Origin of the sequence: Corynebacterium sp. MSK019, from assembly GCF_030232425.1 — a bacterium.
In the GTDB taxonomy this organism is placed as follows: Bacteria; Actinomycetota; Actinomycetes; order Mycobacteriales; family Mycobacteriaceae; genus Corynebacterium; species Corynebacterium jeikeium_D.
The window spans coordinates 24,209-44,618 of the sequence record NZ_JASPJT010000005.1 but is presented as its reverse complement, the minus strand read 5'-3'; the positions used below and the strand labels follow the sequence as shown (position 1 = coordinate 44,618).

Sequence of the window (20,410 nt, the reverse complement as noted above, 5' to 3'; positions counted from 1 at the left end):
GGATGGTCAAAATGTGTACCGCGAATCCGGGCACCTGGGTAACGTTGGAAAGTATGAACAGTCAGCAGGAATTCGTCCTCCGCGCAATCGAAGAGCAAGATATCCGTTATATCCGCCTCTGGTTTACCGATATTTTGGGGTATCTGAAGTCCGTTGCCGTCGCACCGGCTGAGCTCGAGGGCTCCTTTGAAGAGGGCATTGGTTTCGATGGCTCCGCGGTGGAGGGCTTTTCCCGCGTTTCCGAGGCTGACACTATCGCGCAACCGGATCCTTCGACGTTCCAGGTCATGCCGCGTCTGCATAAAGAAGACACAATCACGTCCGCGCGCATGTTCTGCGACATCGTCATGCCCGATGGTCAGCCGTCGTGGGCAGATCCACGCCAGGTGCTGCGCCGCCAAATTAAGGCGCTTGCCGACGAGGGCTTCCACGCGTTCATCCACCCGGAGATTGAGTTTTTCCTAGTAGAGAGCCTGGCTACTGATGGAAAGCCGCCGGTGCCAACGGACAATGGCGGTTACTTTGACCAGGCGGTCTACGACCGCGCACCCCGCTTTCGCCAAGAAGCGATCACGGTGTTGGAAGACATGGGAATCCCTGTGGAGTTCTCCCATCACGAAAATGCGCCGGGTCAGCAGGAAATCGATCTGCGCTACGCCGATCCGCTGACTATGGCGGATAACGTGATGTCTTTCCGCTACATCATTAAGCAGATCGCAATGAAAAACGGTGTGCAGGCGACATTCATGCCGAAACCTTTCCAGGATTTGCCGGGCAATGGCATGCACACTCATATTTCCCTCTTTGAAGGGGACACTAATGCATTCCACGACCCGGATGATGAAAACCAGCTCTCCGACACCGCAAAGGGTTTCATTGCCGGCATTCTGACTCACGCCAGCGAAATTTCCGCTGTGACCAATCAGTGGGTCAACTCCTACAAGCGCACGGCATTTGGCGATGAGGCTCCGACGTCCGCGACATGGGGCATGGCCAACCGCTCGGCTCTCGTGCGTGTGCCCATGTACTCACCGGGTAAGGCACATTCGCGCCGGGTGGAAATTCGTTCCTTGGACTCGGCCTGTAACCCGTATCTTGCTTACTCGGTGATTTTGGCCGCCGGTTTGAAGGGAATTAAGGAGGGCTACCAGCTTCCGGAGCAGGCAGAGGACAACATCTCCGAGTTGACCAAGCGGGAACGACGTGCGATGGGCTACCGCGATTTGCCGACATCCCTGGAGGTGGCGCTGCAGGAGATGGAACGCTCCGATCTGGTGGCCGATGCTCTCGGTGACCATGTCTACGAGTTCTTCCTGCTCAATAAGTGGCGCGAGTGGCGCGAGTTCCAGCGTCAGGTGACGCAGTGGGAGCTGCGCACAACTCTGGATTACTAGTTTCCCCGTACCGCCCCCTTCCTTTTTCGTCTTTAATTTGTTTTTTGGGTGACCAGTTTCAATGGTGATGAATCGACCTCGCACATCTCGCCAATCAGTGCCGCGGCCCGCAGCGCTGGGCTTGCGTAATGACGATCGGACGCGGGCTGACCTGGAAGATTTGGGGTGGTACAACGAGGAGTCCCTACATCTGTTGTGGGGTCTTGCCGGAGCCAGCGACCCCAAGCTGGCGCTTATGGCGCTAGTGCGGCTGAAAGGCGCTCTCGACGAGCTGGAGCAGCAGGGAAAGCTGGAGAACTGGGCCACCTGGTCCGGTCTCGATGAAGCCATGCGCGAGCAGGTGCCGCTACGTACGCGTATGTTTGCGCTGCTCGGCGGCTCGAGTGCACTGGGCGATCACCTGGTTGCACACCCAGAAAAGTGGGTTCTGCTCCAAGCTGAGTTTCCAACTGAGGCAGACATGTTCCGCGAGATGCTCTCCAGCGTCGGGGCTGTGCCCGAGGTCATCGAACTCACTGATGAGGCCAGTCTGGAAAAGCAGGAGGATCCCGAGTATCGCAACCCCGTCGTTGCGCCCGCCACGCTTGAAGGCCCCGGTTTGTACCGTGCGAAGCTAACCGGCCGTGAGGCCGAAGTTGCGATGCAGTGCGCCTACCGCGACTTGATTATGCGTATTGCGTGCTACGACTTGGCTGGCACGTACCCACGGGGCCCTCGCCGTCCGGGACAGCCACAAGTCCCATTCCGTCAGGTCTCGGAGGCACTCAGTGATCTGGCTGATGCGGCGTTGACGGCTGCACTCTCTGTCGCGGTGCAACAGGTCTTTCCTTCGTCGCCGGTCTCAACACGCCTGGCCGTAATCGCCATGGGCAAGTGCGGTGCGGAAGAGCTGAACTACATCTCCGATGTGGATGTCATTTTCGTCGCAGAGCCGGCGGATGCCCGAGCCACCCGTTTGGCCAGCGAATTTATCCGGATTTCTTGCCACTGCTTCTTTGAGGTCGACGCGAATCTCCGACCGGAGGGTAAGTCGGGTGCACTCGTACGCACCGTGGATTCCCACGTCGCCTACTACAAGCGGTGGGCTGAAACCTGGGAGTTCCAGGCGTTACTGAAGGCGCGGCCGATGACAGGCGATATCGAGCTGGGCCGCGAATACATCGATGCTCTAGCTCCGATGGTGTGGACCGCCTCTCAGCGGGAATCCTTCGTCGATGATGTTCAACGCATGCGCGCCCGTGTGGTCCAAAACGTCCCCGAAGAGCTTCGCTACCGAGAGCTCAAGCTCGGTCGCGGTGGTCTGCGTGATGTCGAGTTCGCGGTGCAGCTGCTGCAGCTGGTCCATGGTCGCTATGACGATAGCCTCCGCGTGCTGCCAACTGTGATGGCACTCGACGCACTTGTCGAGGCTGGCTATATCGGTCGCGAAGACGGTGCCGCGCTGATTAACGCCTACGAGTTCGTCCGTCTGCTGGAGCACCGCCTGCAGCTGCAAAAGATGCGGCGGACGCATTTGTTGCCTGCCGACGACGACACCGAAGCTCTTCAGTGGCTCGGTCGCGCCTCTGGCATCGTCGGTGAGGGCGGCACCGATGCCAGCAAACCGCTGGCCAAGCAGGTTCGACTGGCCAGCTCACAGATCCGCTCCCTGCACAACAAGCTTTTCTACCGTCCACTGCTGAACTCCGTGGTGGAGCAGGACATTGGAACCCTGCAGCTATCGGCCGATGCGGCAAAGCGCCAGCTGGCCGCGCTGGGCTATCAGTACCCGGATCGCGCCTACGAGCATCTTTCTGCGCTGGCGGCGGGCACCTCGCGCAAGTCGCGTATTCAGGCGATGCTGCTACCGACGCTGATGGAGTGGCTATCGTCGACGCCAGACCCCGACGCGGGTCTGCTCAATTATCGCAAGCTCTCTGAGAAGCTCCACGACGAAACGTGGTTCCTGCGTACGCTGCGCGATGAGGGCGTCGTCGGCCAGCGGTTGATGCGGGTGCTCGGTTCTTCGCCGTACGCGTCTGATCTGATTATGAGTGCGCCGGACGTAATTAAACGGTTCGGCGACGGCGCGTCCGGGCCGAAGCTACTGAATACCGACTCCGATGCAGTCGGGCGTGCGCTGGTCGCAGCGGCTGCTCGTCACAACAGTCCAGCTAAGGCCATTGGTGTGGCACGTGCGTTGCGCCGTGCAGAGCTCGCGCGCATTGCCTCCGCAGATCTCTTCGGACTGATGGATGTGCAAGAGGTCTGTCATTCTCTGTCGATGGTGTGGGACAACGTACTCGAAGCTGCCCTCGCCGCCGAAATCCGTGCGTGGTCGCTGGAGCATCCTGACTCGGAGGTCCCGGGCATTATCTCCGTAATCGGTATGGGGCGACTCGGCGGTGCTGAACTGGGCTACGGCTCCGATGCCGACGTGATGTTCATCTGTGAACCCCGCAAGGACGCCGATGGAGCGCCGCTTGTCGACGATTCCGAGGCGGTCAAGTGGGCAACCAGGATTTGTGACTCGTTGCGTCGTCGGCTGGCAAAGCCAAGCCAGGACCCGCCATTGGAGGTCGACGTGGACCTGCGCCCAGAAGGACGCTCGGGCCCGATTGTCAGGACCCTGGATTCCTATGTGACCTACTACGAGCGCTGGGGTGAAACCTGGGAGATTCAGGCACTGCTACGGGCTACCTGGATTGCCGGCGACAAAGACCTGGGCACCCGCTTCCTTAAGGCCATCGATCCGCTGAGGTACCCACAGGGCGGAGCTGATGCCAAGATGGTCCGCGATGTCCGTCGTATGAAAGCGCGTGTTGATTCCGAGCGACTGCCTCGCGGAGCCGATCGCCGTACCCACACCAAACTCGGTTCCGGTGCACTGACCGATATCGAATGGACTGTGCAGCTGCTAATCATGCTGCATGCCCACGAGGTGCCGGAGTTGCACAACACGTCGACGCTGGAGTGTCTGGAAGTGCTGAAAGACCGCGGAATTCTAGATGCGGAGGATACCGACGCACTTCGGGATGCCTGGCTGATGGCGACGAATGCTCGCAATGCGCTGGTGCTCACCCGTGGTAAGCGCACGGATCAGCTGCCCCAGCCGGGGCGTCAGCTGACTCAGGTCGCCGGTGCGGCGGGGTGGGAGGCATCGGATTCCAACGGTTTTATTGAGCACTATTTGCGTCTGACTCGTCACTCCAGCCGTGTCGTCAATCGTGTGTTTTGGGGTGAGGAGAACCCCGACCACGAGTAGGCCGGGCAGAGGTCTGCCGCACCTCGCTGCGAGGCTCAATATGTGGCAGCGGGGTGCAGCCTTTGTCTTAGCACGGCGACCGGGCATAATGGTGGGCTATGGAACGCAACGTCGATTACTCGGTACGCCCTAGGTATGAGGATTTCATTCTCAACCTCGATGGCACTGACCTGCGTTTTTTATTGAGCCGCACGTGCCCAGCCGCTGATACCTCAGCTGCTGGGCAAGAGGCGGTGGAATTGCTGATGTCACAGGATTCAGCGCATACGGCGCTGTCTTTTTGTGATCCCGATGTTCTCGATGTGGCCCACTTGGTTCATATTCTGGAGGATTCCGCATCGCTGGATACCCTCACAGAAGTGGCCTATTGGGCATCGGATGCGGACGTGATGGCGCACGATACGCCGAAGGGCGTTGACCGCAAGCGTCGTCGCGTCGGCAAGCAGCAGCTTGAGCATGTGCTACGCCGTGGCCAGCGCCAGGGGCTCGTGTGGGAGGAACCGGCGGGCGTGTGGCATGTGCCGCCACATATTTCGGAGGTGTTCCCGGCGGAACCGAGCCTTAGCTTCCGCGTCGCCGACTTAGTGGCGAATATGCCAGCGGATGTGCTGAGTCGCCGTATGGAGCGCATGGGGCTGGAGCCGGATAACGCGCCGGGAGAGGGCACACCGCGAGCCCTGAACGCCAGCGATTTAACGGTGCGGAATGTGCAGGCTCGCCAGGTGGAGCTCATTGCAGGCTTCCTCTGCGATCCGGTGAAGGTGCGGGCTCTGGTGATGACAGCTCCGGTGGATATTCGCAATGAGCTGCGCTGGATGGCAACCGACGAGAAGTACTTGCCCTCCTATATGTGGTCTGAACTACGTGCCGACGCGGTGCGCTGGGCCGAAGAGCGTCTGCTGCTGACTGTGCTAGAAGAACCGGCGATGCCGACATTTGAGCAAGAATCGGAAGCACGCAACGAATCGACAGTGGTTGCCCGCCTGGTGGGCGCAGTCGCGTTGGCGCTCAAGGGCGACATGTGGTCGATTCGTAAGCCGCATCCGACGGAGTCTTTCCCGGCAACGCTGGAGTCAAAGGAATTGACCGAAGCTTCGGTGGCTGCGGTGGCGTTTGCTTCGGCGTTTATGGATGCTGCGGGCAGCGGCGACGGACGTCTGAAGGACCCGTTGCACATGTATGAGGAATCGAGCCTGCTGTGGATTCAGGACTTCGCAGCGTCAATAGGGGCGAGTGCTTTCGCGGCGCCCTGGATTGTGGAGATGCTGGTCAACGCGGGATTGATTCACGCTGACAGCGGGCATCCGACGCCGCGCGCACTGCAGTACTGGTACAACGCTGATGCCTCGACCCGATGGGCGTATCTCGCGGCGGGCTTCCTCGTTGGTCGCGGTCCGTGGCACGGCGAGTTTCCGTGGGTGACCATGGGCGTCGATGATCTGTCGCATGCCACCCTTGCCTACGGCTACCCGTATGCCGCGCGTGAAGTAGTGTCACTGGCCGCGCAGCTGGAGGAAGATCAGAAGTTCTATGGCTGCTGCGTCGAAGGGCATATGGCTTGGAATGTCGACAACCTCTGCGCTCGCAATGGCGCCGATGGGGAAGCGATGGTCGGTTGGCTGCTGGAGCAGGCCGGCATCTTGGGCATTCTCTATCATGGGCACGCCTCCTGGCAAGCCATGGCCATCATGTATGCCTTGCACGACATCTGGCTGACTGATCAGCACGTCGGTGCTCAGCGCATGGCCGAACTCATCGCTGAGTATGCCGCTGGCCAGGTGCCGACGGCGGAGGCAGTCCAGATTGCCCGCCTGTTCAAGGATGCCGCACCTAACGAGCGCCTGGCTGCCACACTGGATGGCGTCGCCAGCAACCAGGTTGCCCTCGCGTTGGACTTCATCGGTGACCGCGAAACCTGCGCGGAAACCTCCCGCTGGATTATTTCCGAGGAGAGCCTGCGTCGCGCATGCCTCGCGGTTGACGGTGATGTCGATGTCCTGTTTTCCCAGCTGGGGCCACTGGTCAATAGTTCTATGAAGCTGGTCATCTACGCCGAGCTAGTTCGTATTACCAAGACCGAGAAGCTGCAGGAAATGTATGAGCGTGAGGCCGTAGCAGCAACGCCTTCGCTTGACGACGTCCCGGAGAACGCAGCCTCCGAAACTGACACCGGTGAGCGCGTTTCCCATGGTGCTCAGACTGATGGCAGCGAACGCACGGAGGATAGCGGCCACGCAGACTCCTCCGAGCAAGCGGAGGACTCGGAGGACTCGGATGACTCGGAGGGACTGGAAGGACCAGAGCAGCTTTCGCTGTTCTAGCCGCTCCGTCTCTCGACTTCCTGTAGTTCCTACTCCGTAGGTTCCAGCTCAAAACGGCTCTGCTGGGCGACAAAGCGTGCCGCCGCACGCTTTGCAACCAGCAGGCCAACGAAACCAATCACCCACACACCGACGACAGCCAACCAGCCAATGCGGAAGGTCTCCCAGGTGTAATTTCCATCGGGAGCTGCAATATCCAGCAGGAAGCCGACACCTTGTGCAGCGAGCATGGTGGCCACAAAACCGCCCATATTCGCCAACCCAGTGCCGGTGGCGAGTACCTTGCGATCGACCTCTTCGCGCACTGAGTCAAAGCCGAAGTTGGACATTGCACCAAGACCGGCCATTAGGATGTTGACTACGATAATTGCCCAGTACGCTGGTGGGTTGCTCGGTGCCAGGAACACAAGCCAGACGGCCATGTTGATAAACGCGATTGCGACAACAACCTTGATACGGTCGCGGCCGGTGCGTGCCGAGACCATGCCCATCAACGGCCCGGCGATAATTACTGACAGCGTGTTAACGACCAGCACCACACTGGCCTCGGAGGGCTTAAGACCCATACCTAGCATCATCAGAGGCATGCCCCACAGCAATGTGAAGATGCACTGATGCATCAAACCAGTCCAGTGAGTGAAGAAACCCTGCCAGCACACCGGGTGAGTGGTCACAATCTTCAGAGTCTGGCCGATAGTTAGTTTCTCATCGGCTGCGGCAGAGGCTCCGCCATCGGCAGCCGTTTTCGCGGCCTTCTCGGCGGCGCGGCGTTTACGAAGTGACATCTTGGCTGTGGAGGAGTTCTCCGGGACGTCGGCAAGCGCGATCATGCCTACGATAGCGATGAGAAGACCCGCGGTGCTCAGTGACAAGAACGCGGGCACCCACCCCGCGGCGTGCAGAATCGCGAGGAACGGGACCGCAGAGATGAACTGGCCGAGCTGGCCAAGACCAGCCGTGAGCTGCGTGAACAGCGGAGTGACGCGCAGTGGGAACCACGCGGGAAGCAGCCGCATAGCACCGAGGAATGCGGTGGCATCGCCGGCGCCGATGAACACACGAGCAATGACAGCCAGCGGATACGATGTCGTGAACGCAATGATGACCTGGCCCAGTGCCATGATCAGTGCGCCCACGACCATCGTTTTCTTGGCGCCGACGCGGTCAATGATGATGCCCGTCGGAATCTGCGCCAGGGCGTAGACGCCAACCTGCACGGCGGTGAACAGCGCGAGTTGGGAGGCGTTGATATGGAAGCGATCGAGCGCCTCGACGCCAGCGACACCCATGGAGGTGCGGCCGACGATGGCAACGATGTAGGTAATCAGCGCCGCCAGCCAGACGGCAATCGCGCGGCCAGTGACGTGCTCGCGCGGGTCCTTTGCCACTGCGGTGGCGGGCTGATCTGTTGATGAAATCTGATCTTTACCGTTACGCTGCTTTACCACTCGCCACATTGTAGACCCCATCAACCAACCGGCCTGAAGTTGGGTCGCACCGGGGTTCTAGGCAGCCCGATTATGCCTGCGGCAAACTACCTTTGTGCCTTAGCCAGCACTTCCTTCACGAAGTCCGCAACCACCAGCCGTGAGACCTTGAAATCAATTACGGCAACGGAAGCCTCATCGGAGTTGGAAACGTCATGGAAGTAGGCGTCGAGTTGGGTAAAGTCCTCAGGTTTGCCGACACTGAAACCGTGAGCGCCATAGGCACGTCCGACTGCGGCGAAGTCGTAGTCGGCAATCTCCATAGACGAGGTGTCCAACCCGACATCGCCAAACTGGTGCAGCTCCGCGCCATAGGCAGCATCGTTAATGAACACCACGCAACCGCCACGACCACGCCGCAGCTGCTCAATCGCCGCAGGTAAATCCGCAATACCCATCGTGCCGCCCCCGTCACCGGCGACTAGCACGCAATAGTCCTCGGGCCGTGCTGCCGCGAGGCCGACAAGTGACCCCATGCCCAAACCAATTGACTGAATCGCCGTGCCCACAATCACTTGCTGCTGCGGACCAGGCACATCGAGATACTTCGGTACCCACCCCAGGAAATGGCCACCGTCAGTACACACAGCGCGCTGATTGGGCAGGATACGATTCAGATACTGCAGGCACGCCCGCGGATCCAACCGGCCATCCGCGCACGTCAGCGACTCGACCTCCGCTGTCGTCGGCAGTGTCTTCAACTCCGCACGCCATGTGCTTGACGACGCCCCCCGGGACTTCTCCAGCTGCTCTGCCAGTACGGGCAGAAGTTCCTCCAACTTAGCCAATAGCGGTGTCACCGACGGCTGAGCAGCGGGATGGGGCTCGTCGACAACCTGGATAATCTTCGCGTCCGGTGCAAACATGTTGCCGCCACGGTTTTGGAAAGCGTTGAAGCTTGCTCCTAGGAACAGCACCACATCGGCCTGTCGAGCTAGCTCCACCTGCCACGCATGCGCAAAACCGCCCACGGTGCCAATCTGCCACGGACTGGAAAGCACATGACGAGCCATCGCTGAGTGCATAAACAGTGCCCCTGCACTGTCCCCGATGCGACGGACTAGGTCTGCGGTATCAGAGAGCAGCACACCTCTACCAGCAATAATGAGTGGGCGACGGGCAGTCTGCAGTTCCTCGGCCAGCGACGTGACAGTTGACTCCAGCCATTCTGGTCGGCCCGTGTGCAGATGTTCCTGGTTAGCCGACTGTGTTTCAGATGCAGATGTCGTTATCGGTGCTTCTTGGATGTCATAGGGGAGCAGCAGCACGACAGGCTGCCGAGAGCTTAGTGCGTGCTGAACCGCAAAGTTTGCGTCGTCAAGCGCGGACTCGGGAGTAACGGTGCGATGACAGACATCGAGTGCGTCGAGGAGCGCCGCCTGATTGAGGTCAAAGGGACGTGGGCGTTCCGGGTGCGTGCCGACGACAAAAACCAGCGGAATACGGGCTACCCGAGCCTCGGCCAGAGTAGTCAGCGCATTGGTGAATCCTGCGCCGCAAGTGGCGGTCGCGATAGCAAGCCCTCCACCTGCACGGTGGAAGGCATCGGCGGCCCCGACAGCAGCCGATTCGTGTCGGACGGAGGAGTAGCCGAATCCCGATTCAGTAAGGGCTGACGTGAAGTGGGAGTTCGCGTTGCCGATGAGACCGAAGCAGTGGTCGCAGTGCTGGGCCAGTGTGTCGGCCAGCGCCCGCGAGACCGTGGTGGTCTTTTGGGAACCTTCCTGCGGGGAAGATGCTGGCGCGTGGGGCATAGGACGGCTATTAACTCGAGTGAAACTCATGTGAACAATTGTGAGGTAATCACGGGGGTAATAACAGCCCTATAGCCCAAGATAATGCCGTTTGCCCTTAAAAAAGAGGGCACTATTCCACATCGCTGCTGCGCGGATGGGGGGGGGGGACGTTGGGCTATGCCCGGTTTTAAGCCACGTTGTCGTCGATGAACTTCTTCACCACATCGACATCATTCGGCAGCTCGGTAACGCGGCGCGGGGCATTCATGATGTCCGCGAAACGCTCCGGGCAGTCCGGCTCGCGTCCGGTGGCCTCCAGGATGGTCTCGGAGAACTTTACCGGCAGAGCGGTCTCCAGGCAGACAATTGGGGTGGATACCTGGTCTACCAGGCCGCGGGCGACGTGGATGCCGTCAGCGGTGTGCGGATCGACCATGACCTCTAGGCGCTCCCAGCAGTCCTTGATGGTCTCGACGCGGTCAGCGTGAGTCGAGCGACCGGAGAGGAAACCGTACTGGGCAGAAGCCTCCGGGAAGATCGGATCAGCAGTAAGAGAGAAGCCGCCCTCCTTGACCTTGACACCAAAGAGGTCTGCAGTGCGCTCAGCATCGCGCCCCAGCAGATCGAAGATGAAACGCTCGAAGTTAGACGCGCGGGAGATATCCATCGATGGGGAAGAGGTAGCCTGAGTCTCCGCAGCGCTGCGCACGCGGTAGGCACCCGTGCGGAAGAACTCATCCAAGACATCGTTTTCATTGGTAGCCACAATCAGGCGGTCAATTGGCACACCCATCTGGCGCGCAATATGGCCGGCGCAAATATCACCGAAGTTGCCGGTCGGCACACTGAAGCTGACCTTCTGCGCGTTGTTCGCCTCAGCACCGTTGCCGCCAGTGACACGAATCCACGAGGAGACGTAGTACACGATCTGAGCCATCAGGCGAGCCCAGTTAATCGAGTTGACTGCACCAATGTGGCGGCTGGCCTTGTACTCCAAGTCACCGGAGACGGCCTTAACGATGTCCTGGCAATCGTCGAAGACACCGTCGAGGGCGACGTTGTGAATGTTGGCATCCTGCAGACCAAACATCTGAGCCTGCTGGAACGCGGTCATTCGACCAGCCGGAGTTAGCATGAACACGCTGATTCCCTCACGGCCGCGCATTGCATACTCGGCCGAGGAACCCGTGTCACCAGAGGTGGCGCCGAGGATGTTCAGGGTCTCGCCACGACGAGCCAGTTCATACTCGAAGAACTCACCGAGCAGCTGCATCGCCATATCCTTGAATGCCGCTGTGGGGCCCATGGACAAGTGACCGATGTAGAGCTGATCTTCCAGCTTCGTCACCGGCACAATATCCGGATCGGAGAACTTCGGGTAGGTGTACGCCCGTGCACAGATACCGCGCAAATCCTCCAGTGGAATGTCGTCCACAAAAAGGCTGACGACCTCTGCAGCCAAGGCTGCGTAACCGTCGTCGACAAGCACGGAGCGCCAACGCGTCAAAGTGGCATCGTCAACCTGTGGGTACTCGACCGGCAGGTAGAGGCCACCGTCGTTAGCGAGACCTCCCAGGAGAATGTCTGAGAACTTGTGCGGCGTGCGCTCTGGGTCGCGAGTCGAAATGAAGTCCAAGGCGGGCCCCTTACATGTATGCCAACACCCGCCGCATCGGCCCATAAGAAGGCCTTTTGAAAGATTGCGACGGGGTTGACCGGTGGATGTTTTCTTTAATTTTTACATATGCACCGAAGCCAGTTAGGCCTCGGTTGTGGAAGATGCGGAATTGGCCTCTTCAGCGTCGAAGCTGAGCTCTTCGGAACGGTCGATGACATCATCCTTGGCAAAGCGGTTAACAATCATGGCAATTGCACCGTCACCAGTGACATTACATGCGGTACCGAAGGAGTCGATGGCGATGTAGGCGGCAATCATCAAAGCGACCTGCTCCTGATCGAAGCCCAGCATGGACTGCAGCACACCGACCGCGGCCATAATTGCGCCACCCGGAACGCCCGGAGCCGCAATCATGGTGATACCCAAAGTGAGAATGAAGCCGATGGCCATGCCCGGCGAAAGCGGCTTGTCCGCCATGAACATCACCGCAAACGCGAACAGCGTGATCTTCATCATCGAACCGGCCAGGTGGATGGTTGCGCACAGCGGCACGGTAAAGCCAGCGACCTTCTCCGAGACACCATTCTTCAGCGCGGCCTTGTACGTCACCGGAATGGTAGCGGCCGAGGAGGAGGTGCCGAGTGCGGTGACGTAAGCCGGCAGCATGTTCTTCAGGGACGTCCACGGGCTACGGCCAGCGATGGCGCCAGCGATGGAGAACTGGATTGCCAACAGGAGCACGGTGCCGATGACTGCCAGAAGCAGCACCTTGAAGAACATCGACAGCGTCGTGGTCAGGTTGCCGTTCATGCCCATAGACAGGAACATGCCAAAGATGTAAATCGGCAGCAGCGGGATGATAAACGCCGAGATGATCTTCATAATCACGTCGCGCAGCTGCGTCGCACCGCGGTAGAGCGAGTCCGACTTCACGGTGGTCATCGCCACACCGACCGTGAAAGCCAGCAACAGGGCGGTCATGACGTCAAACGGCGGTGGCATCTCCACATTGAAGAAGCTCTCCAGCGCGCCCTCATCAATATCCACCGATGCGCCGGCTTGGTCAGCGCCGAGCAGCCAAGGGTAGAGCCCCTGGGTGGCGGCGTAGGCCAGCAAGCCTGAAAACACCGTCGAGCCGTAGGCGATAGCAGTGGTAATACCCAGCCACTTTCCGGCGCCGCGGCCCAGGCTGGCAATCGCCGGCGTGATGAGGGCAAAAATCAGCACCGGGATAAAGAAGCCCAGGAAGTTACCAAAGAGGCCATTGAAAGTGACAAAAATTCGAGCCAGCCATTCCGGGAAGAAAAAGCTGCAGACAATGCCCAGAATAATCGCGACAATAACGCGGAATAGGAGCGTTTGCGTAAAACGCATTCGGGTACTCATAGTCAATCCTTGTTCGGATGGAATTTACTTCTCTAGCGTGCGGTATTTACGTTATGCAACGCAAATAACCGGGTGTGGTTTTACGCCTTTTCGGCTACCTCTTCTGCAACGGTCTCGTCGGCAAGCACACTCGCCGGGCGATTTGCGCGCTGCTTTCGCGTGACGACGTCAATTGCGTAACCAATTACCGTCGCTGCCAGAGTTGGCAGGAACCATCCGAACTCGATGGTCTGACCAGGTACGAGACTGAGGAAGTCCGCCAAAGCAGAACCACCGACACCCAAACCGGAGAGCACCGAGATACCCGACCAGATGGTGGCAACCCAGACGCCCAGGCGGTAGGTGTAATGCAGCTTGAAGGAGTAGGAAATGACCGGGTCGAGAAGAGTCAGTGCAATCAGCGTGATAGCCGGCGGGTAAATAAAGGTGATGATTGGCGCGGCAATCGCCAGTACCTGAGACAGCCCCTGTGTTGCCATTACGAAGGACATGACCGTGAAGATAATCGCCCAGGCCTTGTAACTGATGCCCGGAAGTAGCAGGTTGAAGAACTCGCTGGTGGCGGCAATCAGGCCGACAGCGGTGGTCATACATGCGAGCAGAACGATGAGGCCGAAGACAATCTGTCCGACCTGGCCCATGGCCAGCTTGGAAGCCTCTGCGAGAATGCCCGAGCCGTTATCGAAGGAGGCGGCATTCGGCAGCACCTGGCCGACATAGCCCAGACCCAAGTAGATGATGGCCAGCAAAATGCCGGCGAACAGGCCTGAGATCATTGTGCCGCGAACCATACGCTTGCCCTCTGGGACACCGCTGACGCGGAGGGCAGAAATGACAATAATGCCGAATGCCAGGCCGGCGATGGAGTCCATGGTGAGGTAGCCCTCGACTAGGCCGGAGGCAAATGGGGTAGAGGAGTACTTCTCAATTGGCGCAGCTGGAGCGGCATCGAATTTGAATGCCGACATTCCAACCAATACAACCAAGAGAATCAGCAGAGCCGGAGTGAGAATCTTGCCCAGTTTGGACACAATCTCATTCGGATTCCACGCCAATGCTAAGGCGATACCGAAGAAAACAAAGTAGAAGGCCGCAGCGACGGCCAGTGAATCACTGCCGAAAATCGGCTGGACACCGGTTTCGTACGACACGGCACCGGTACGCGGCAGAGCGTAGAAAGCACCGATGGAAAGGTATGCGATTACCGGGAAGCCCAAGGAAAAGATGCGGCCTGCGCGAAACGCTAGGTCACGCAGGTTGTTGCCTGAAATGGCGATGGCGATGATGGCCAGAACTGGCAACGCCACACCGGTGAGCAGGAAGCCGGTGATTGAGGGGCCAAAATTGGTACCGGAATCCACTCCGAGCTTCGGCGGGAAGATGAGGTTGCCCGCGCCGAAGAACATCGAAAACAGCATGAGAGCTGTAACAACGATAATGGAAGCGAAAGACTTCGGGGACTCCACTCCGCTCGACTTGGTCATGAGAATTGTGTTCTTTCTAAATTAGTGTCGCCCGTAAGGTCAAGGGCGATGCTGCAAGCTGCTGTGGCGACGCCGTTGTTGCCTGTGCTGCGGTGGCGCAAACGCCCGTTACAACAGCGCAATTGCAGTTCGTGTGCCCATGTAGATGAAAGGCCACGATGTCGAAAACTGACACTCTTAATGTGAAATTGTGAATTTTCACGGGCTGGGTGGAGCCTGATGCGTGAATTAAGTTGCGGCTTGTATGAGCCGTCTTTATTGGAATTATTAAGGGGCTTCGACGGCGTTGGTGGTGCCGACGAAGGCACTCTATTTATCCTAATGGGGCGTTCGAGAGAGAGAAAATCAAGAAATTTCCCAGAAAATTTGCTGCCTGTGATGGGGCAGCGAACATAAGAGAAAGAGCCTGGCGCACACGTTTACGCTGACAGCGTGTGTACGCCAGGCTTAGTGCTAATTCCGTCGCTCTACAGCAGATCCTTCACCTTCGGATCCACCAGCGCGGTCACTGCGGCCTTCGCATCGGCCGCAGTTTCGGCATCGACAGCGTATGCTGCCATCTGCTGGCAGGTAGCGCGGTCGTGGAGGCGGAGAGCGGCGCGGACGGCCGGCACCTTCTTGGAAGCCATGGACAGCGAGCTCACGCCGAGGCCCACCAGGACCAGTGCCAGCAGCGGGTCACCGCCGGCTTCACCGCAGACACTAATGGGCTTGCCGGTAGCATTGCCGCCCTTGCATGCGGACTTAATCATTTGCAGCACAGCCGGCTGCCATGGCGATAGGAGATCCGCCAGAGCCCCCTGCATACGGTCGGCCGCCATAGTGTACTGCGACAAGTCGTTAGTACCAATGGAGGCAAAGTCCACAATGGACAGCAGCTGCTTCGCACGAATCGCTGCTGCGGGGACCTCAATCATGATGCCGACCTTCGGCAGGCCACGCTCACGCGCTTTGTCCGCAAACCACTTTGTTTCTTCGACCGTTGCGATCATCGGAGCCATAACCCGTAGGTCAGCCTTGCGCCCGGTGGCGTCAAACGCAGCGGCGAGTGCATCCAGCTGCGTATCCAGCAAATCTTCCCGAGCCTGCGACAGGCGCAGTCCGCGGCGACCCAGCGCCGGGTTTTCTTCCTCGCCTAGGTCGGCAAAGCTCAGCGGCTTATCCGCACCCGCATCCAGCGTGCGCACAACCACGCGTCGCTCACCGAATGCCTTCAGCACACGAGTGTAGGTTTCCGTTTGTTCCTCCAAACTCGGAGCCTTGTCGCGGTCGAGGAAAAGGAACTCAGTACGGAACAGGCCGGTGCCCTCATTATCTTGCGCTGCTGCAGACTCACCATCTTCCGCCGTACCAATGTTGGCCAGCAGATTCACGGGGTACCCATCAGCGGTCTTGCCTGCGCCCACAGACTGTGCCAGGGCTGCTTCCCGGCGTCGAGCGCGCTCTTCTAACGCGGCGACCTCATCGGCGGTCGGATTCGCAATTACCTCACCGGCGCCGCCGTCAATGGCGACGAAGGTACCGGCCTCGAGTTCCATGACGCCCTTCGCCTTAACGACGGCTGGAATGCCCAGCTGTGCTGCGAGGATAGCCGTGTGACTGGTCGGCCCGCCACCGGCGGTGGCAATGCCTACGACAAACTCGGGGTCAAGACCCACGGTTTCGGCGGGCGCGAGATCGTCGGCAAGCAGAATAGTTGGGGTGGAAACATCCGGGACGCCCGGTTTTGGCAGGCCACGCAGCTCGCAAATTGTGCGGTCGCGAACATCGTAGAGGTCGGTGACACGTTCAGCCATGTAGCCACCGAGACTGGTTAGGAGCTGCGCGTAGTCTTCAACGGCATCGTGAACGGCCTGGGTGATGCCGGAGCCTGCCTTGAGTTTCTTCACCACGGCCTTGGCGAGCGCCCTATCGGAAGCCAGTTGCGCAGTGGCCTCCAGAATCGGGCGTGCCTGCGGGCTGGAGTGCTCAGCCTGCTTCTTCAGCGACTCTGCGACGTTGGCCATCGCCGCGCGGACGCGCTCACCATCGGCGACGGGATCGGTCGACGACGGCTCTTGAGTATCAACTCCCGGGGCGGGGAGTACCTTTACTACTTCAGCGCTGGCCGTACCGGTCGAGACACCGATGCCATAGATGACAGTGTGCTGCTCGTTCATTGCTTCCGATCTCCTTTTCGGGACCTCTGCGGGGATACTCGTCGGTCGTGGTGTGCCGTGGTGTTATCCAGGAGCGTTCTAGCTGGGCTTACTCGGCATCAAGGTCGCGCTCGAGCATGGCTGCAAGCTCGTCCAGAGCTGCAGCTGCGGAGTCGTCCTCGCAGCTCAGCGTGACTTCGTCGCCGTGCTTAGCGCCGAGGGTCATGACCTCCAGGATCGAGGCGGCATCGGCCTCTTCGTCGTCAAGGGAAATGACAATGTCGTAGTCGTACTCAGCAGCAGCCTGAGTGAACAGGGAAGCCGGGCGAGCGTGCAGGCCTACGGAGGAACCGATGGTAGCGGTACGAGTAATCATGGTTGAATCCTTTCGGGTCGAATATGTGAAATTTTCTGACTCAGGCACAGTGCCTGTACACCCCACCGCTGGTGCTTGCTTAGCATCAACGTCGCGCACGCTCCGGGAAACCCTGGAGGCGGTGGGAGATACAGCCGCTGCCTGCACAATGCGTGCAATGTGCAGGGTGAGGTAGGAAACTTCGTCTTCCGTCAGCCCCGACCCCAGACGCAGTTCAATGACTGCGGAGATACGCTGTGCGCAGCGAAACGCCTCTGGGGCGGAGTCACGGATGGCCTGGCCAATAGCGGAGGAGTGATCTTTCAACTGCTCATGCTTGGCAATCCGGACGAACAAGTAGCGCAGGTGCGTGATGAAGCGCCCTACATTGACAGTCTCTGGCTCCAGCGTGATGCCAAAATCACTTTCAATGATTGTGAGCAGCTGCTGCAGCACGCCCGTCATGGTGTAGGTGAAGCTCAAATCACCCGTGGCAAACCCGGCGTTGACCAGGTGCAACGTAATAGCCACTGCTTCGGAACGGGGCAATGGTGCTATACGACGGTCATTGAGAGCGTGATTGATATGCGACAAAATCGCCTGCGCCTGCGCGTATTCTTCACTATAAAGTTGGCTGACTTCCGCGAGCAGCGGGTAATCTGCTCGCTGCCCGTTAGCTGCCCTCATGATGGCGAAACCAATGTGATCGGCTAACGCCACAAGGAGGGAAGCGTTCTTCGTCATCGATTCCGGCAGGCCGGCTGCGGTTACCGCATCGGTCACAAGAGTCATGTGAGCCAGCGGAATTTCTGTGAGCATCGTGGCAATATGGTCCGGATCACGGCCTTCCGCTGGGACAAAGATGCGAACAACTTTGCTCGAATCAACCGGCTGCCCCGGGCGGGCCTTGAAGCCAATGCCGCGGCCGGTGATGATTTTCTCGCCGGTCGCGTCCTTGGCCAGGACCACGTTGTTATTGAATACTCTCAGGATTTCCATGTCGGTAACCGTGAACTCCTCCATAAGTTGAGGGATTTCAGGCCGGTATGCCTTCTAGAAATCAATTATGGCTGAACTTCGATGACCGTGTCGCCGGCTTGGACGGAGATGCCGGTGACCGGGGAAACCTCGGTCAGCTTCTTGGTATTGGTGATGGTCATCAGTGTCGTGGTTGGGTAACCAGCTTCCTTGACCTTGTCGAAATCGACCTCGGCAAGTACATCGCCGGCCTCGACGTGCTGCTTCTTGGAAACCTGGACATCGAAGCCTTCACCGGCCATCTTGACTGTGTCGATACCGACGTGGACGAGTACCTCTACACCGTCATCGGTCTTAATACCGAAGGCGTGACCGGTCTTTGCCACAGTCATCAACGTGCCCGATACGGGTGCGACCACGGTAGAACTGGTTGGCTTGATACCGACACCGTCACCGAGAGCACCGGAGGCAAAGACCGCGTCGCCGGCCTCGGCAAGGCTGACAACCTCACCGGCAACCGGGGCCTGCACCTGTACAGGCTTGGTATCAACGGCAGTTGCGACACCACCGGCGCCAGCTGCCGCAGCAGCCGGTGCGGCAGCCTCGGCGTTGGTACCAGCGTCACCGGAAGCCTCAGCTGGAGCCGAATCGGAGCCACTGGTGGCAGCGTGTGGGGTGGCGTCGCTGGGTTCGTTGTCAAGCTCTGCGGCGCGTGCGGCCTCGGCCTCAGCCTTCTCTTCCGGCGTGCGGTAGTCGGTGAGAATGATGGCGAACATGGCGACGAAGAATGCCACGGCGACGGAAATCAGGTAGACCCACATCGGTTTGAACACGACAGTGGTGATGAGGGAGGTGAAGACGAAGGCGTTGGTTGTCACACCACCGAACGGAGCCGACAGGATGGCGATAGTCAGACCGCCGGCAAAACAACCGAGCAGCATGCGTGGGTAGATCCGCTTGAAGCGCAGGTGAATACCGTAGAGGGACGGCTCGGAGATACCACCGAAGAGACCGGCAGCGAGTGCACCCGTTGCAGTTTGGCGCATCTGAGTGTCGTGGTCGCGCATGGAAAGAACCAGCACACCGGCAGTTGCTCCGAAGCAGGCGAAGTTCCAGGCACCCATCGGGCCTTGGATGAAGTCGTAGCCGAGAGTCTGGATATTGACCAGCATCAGCGCATTCAGTGGCCAGTGCAGACCCAGTGGCACCAGGAACGGGTAGAGCATCGGGATGAGAATTGCGAACACAAACGGTGCGTTCGAGTTCATCCATGCCAGGCCGGAGCCGATGCCGTTACCCAGCCAGATTCCCAGTGGGCCGATGAGGAAAGCGGTCAGCGGAATCATAATCAACATGGAGATAAACGGCACGAAGACCATCTGCACATTCTCCGGGAAGATCTTCTTCAAACCGTGGTAGACCACTGCCAGGATGGCGACCATGATCAGCGGTACAAAGACCTGTCCGCCGTAGTCATTGAGCTGCATTGGCAGGCCGAAGATGTTGGCGGTGAAAGTTTCGGTACCGAGTTCCTCGTTGACTGTCTTGATGGTGTCCGAGAAGCGATCGGTATCCTGCAGACTCATAAACTCCGGCGTCATTAGGGCAGCCATGATGGCTGCGCCCAGCCATGGATCTACCCGCAGCTTCTTCGCTGCGTTGTAGGCGACCATGATTGGCAGGAAGTAGAAGACGCTGCGCCACATGGCGTCAACAAAGATCCAAGTAGCGGACTTATCCTCAGCGCGGAAGTCGACGATGTTCAGACCGTCGAGAACCGCGGCAATAGCGATAATCAGCGATGCGCCCAACAGCACGCCCAGGATTGGGCGGAACGAATCGGAGAGGTACTCGAAGAAGTTGTCCAACCAGGAGTACTTGCCGCGTGCCTTCGAGCGAGCTTCTGCCTTAACGTCTGCGTCGGACTTAGTGGCGACTGCGCCGGCGCCCTTCATTTCCGGTAGATGCTTAATTGCCGTGTACATCGATTCGACGCCACCGCCACAGATGACCTGGTAGCGGTTATCGCCCTGGTGAACGACACCGAGTACGCCCGGCACCTTGTCAATCTTGTCCTCGTTGATCTTGGAGACATCACCGAGTTCAAAACGCAGACGCGTCGCACAGTGCGTCATGCTTGTGATGTTTCCGGGTCCACCGAGGTTTTCAACTATTGCCCTCGCGCTGGAATCTTTTGACGACCCCATCGTGACCTTCCTTCACAGTAAGCAGGGCCGTTAAACGCAAAAAGACCCGAGGCGCCACAAAC

General features: G+C 59.1%; 11 protein-coding genes and 1 pseudogene. 3 read left to right on the top strand and 9 right to left on the bottom strand.

Annotation, left to right across the window (positions count from 1 at the left end):
- Window positions 1-53 precede the first annotated feature (53 nt).
- From QP982_RS04745 to QP982_RS04735, 3 genes are all read left to right on the top strand, one after another.
- Complete coding sequence (locus QP982_RS04745) at window positions 54-1,394, top strand: glutamine synthetase family protein (protein WP_005511085.1); 1,341 nt, start codon at window positions 54-56, stop codon at window positions 1,392-1,394.
- 61 nt (window positions 1,395-1,455) lie between these two features.
- The gene (locus QP982_RS04740; protein WP_049189593.1) at window positions 1,456-4,638 is read left to right on the top strand and encodes a bifunctional [glutamine synthetase] adenylyltransferase/[glutamine synthetase]-adenylyl-L-tyrosine phosphorylase; all 3,183 of its coding nucleotides are present in this window, start codon (window positions 1,456-1,458) and stop codon (window positions 4,636-4,638) included.
- 98 nt (window positions 4,639-4,736) lie between these two features.
- A complete protein-coding gene (locus QP982_RS04735; protein ID WP_284870265.1) occupies window positions 4,737-6,959 on the top strand; it encodes a hypothetical protein in 2,223 nt (740 codons plus the stop codon).
- Between the two features lie 29 nt (window positions 6,960-6,988).
- On the opposite strand, the gene QP982_RS04730 is transcribed toward QP982_RS04735, so the two are convergent.
- The 9 genes and pseudogenes from QP982_RS04730 to QP982_RS04690 all read right to left on the bottom strand — a co-directional run bounded on the left by QP982_RS04730 (window position 6,989) and on the right by QP982_RS04690 (window position 20,348).
- Complete coding sequence (locus QP982_RS04730; RefSeq protein ID WP_049189591.1) at window positions 6,989-8,416, bottom strand: MFS transporter; 1,428 nt, start codon at window positions 8,414-8,416, stop codon at window positions 6,989-6,991.
- A 77-nt stretch (window positions 8,417-8,493) separates the two neighbouring features.
- Window positions 8,494-10,230: a thiamine pyrophosphate-binding protein gene (locus QP982_RS04725; protein WP_284870264.1), complete on the bottom strand. Its 1,737-nt coding sequence runs from the start codon at window positions 10,228-10,230 to the stop codon at window positions 8,494-8,496.
- Window positions 10,231-10,369: 139 nt separating this feature from the next.
- Entirely contained in the window at window positions 10,370-11,818 is a 1,449-nt protein-coding gene (thrC, locus tag QP982_RS04720) for a threonine synthase (RefSeq protein WP_049189589.1), read from the bottom strand.
- A gap of 123 nt (window positions 11,819-11,941) precedes the next feature.
- Window positions 11,942-13,186, bottom strand: a complete 1,245-nt coding sequence (locus QP982_RS04715) for a dicarboxylate/amino acid:cation symporter (protein ID WP_049189588.1) — start codon at window positions 13,184-13,186, stop codon at window positions 11,942-11,944.
- Between the two features lie 80 nt (window positions 13,187-13,266).
- Window positions 13,267-14,670: a branched-chain amino acid transport system II carrier protein gene (brnQ, locus tag QP982_RS04710; RefSeq protein WP_070549801.1), complete on the bottom strand. Its 1,404-nt coding sequence runs from the start codon at window positions 14,668-14,670 to the stop codon at window positions 13,267-13,269.
- Window positions 14,671-15,137: 467 nt separating this feature from the next.
- A complete protein-coding gene (ptsP, locus tag QP982_RS04705; RefSeq protein WP_070653252.1) occupies window positions 15,138-16,829 on the bottom strand; it encodes a phosphoenolpyruvate--protein phosphotransferase in 1,692 nt (563 codons plus the stop codon).
- Window positions 16,830-16,917: 88 nt separating this feature from the next.
- The gene (locus tag QP982_RS04700) at window positions 16,918-17,184 is read right to left on the bottom strand and encodes an HPr family phosphocarrier protein (protein ID WP_224433282.1); all 267 of its coding nucleotides are present in this window, start codon (window positions 17,182-17,184) and stop codon (window positions 16,918-16,920) included.
- 162 nt (window positions 17,185-17,346) lie between these two features.
- A pseudogene (locus QP982_RS04695) lies at window positions 17,347-18,162 on the bottom strand (PRD domain-containing protein); the annotation flags it as partial.
- Window positions 18,163-18,227: 65 nt separating this feature from the next.
- Window positions 18,228-20,348 carry a glucose PTS transporter subunit IIA gene (locus QP982_RS04690; protein WP_284870263.1) on the bottom strand — a complete coding sequence of 707 codons (2,121 nt, stop codon included), beginning with the start codon at window positions 20,346-20,348 and terminating at the stop codon, window positions 18,228-18,230.
- Window positions 20,349-20,410 lie beyond the last annotated feature (62 nt).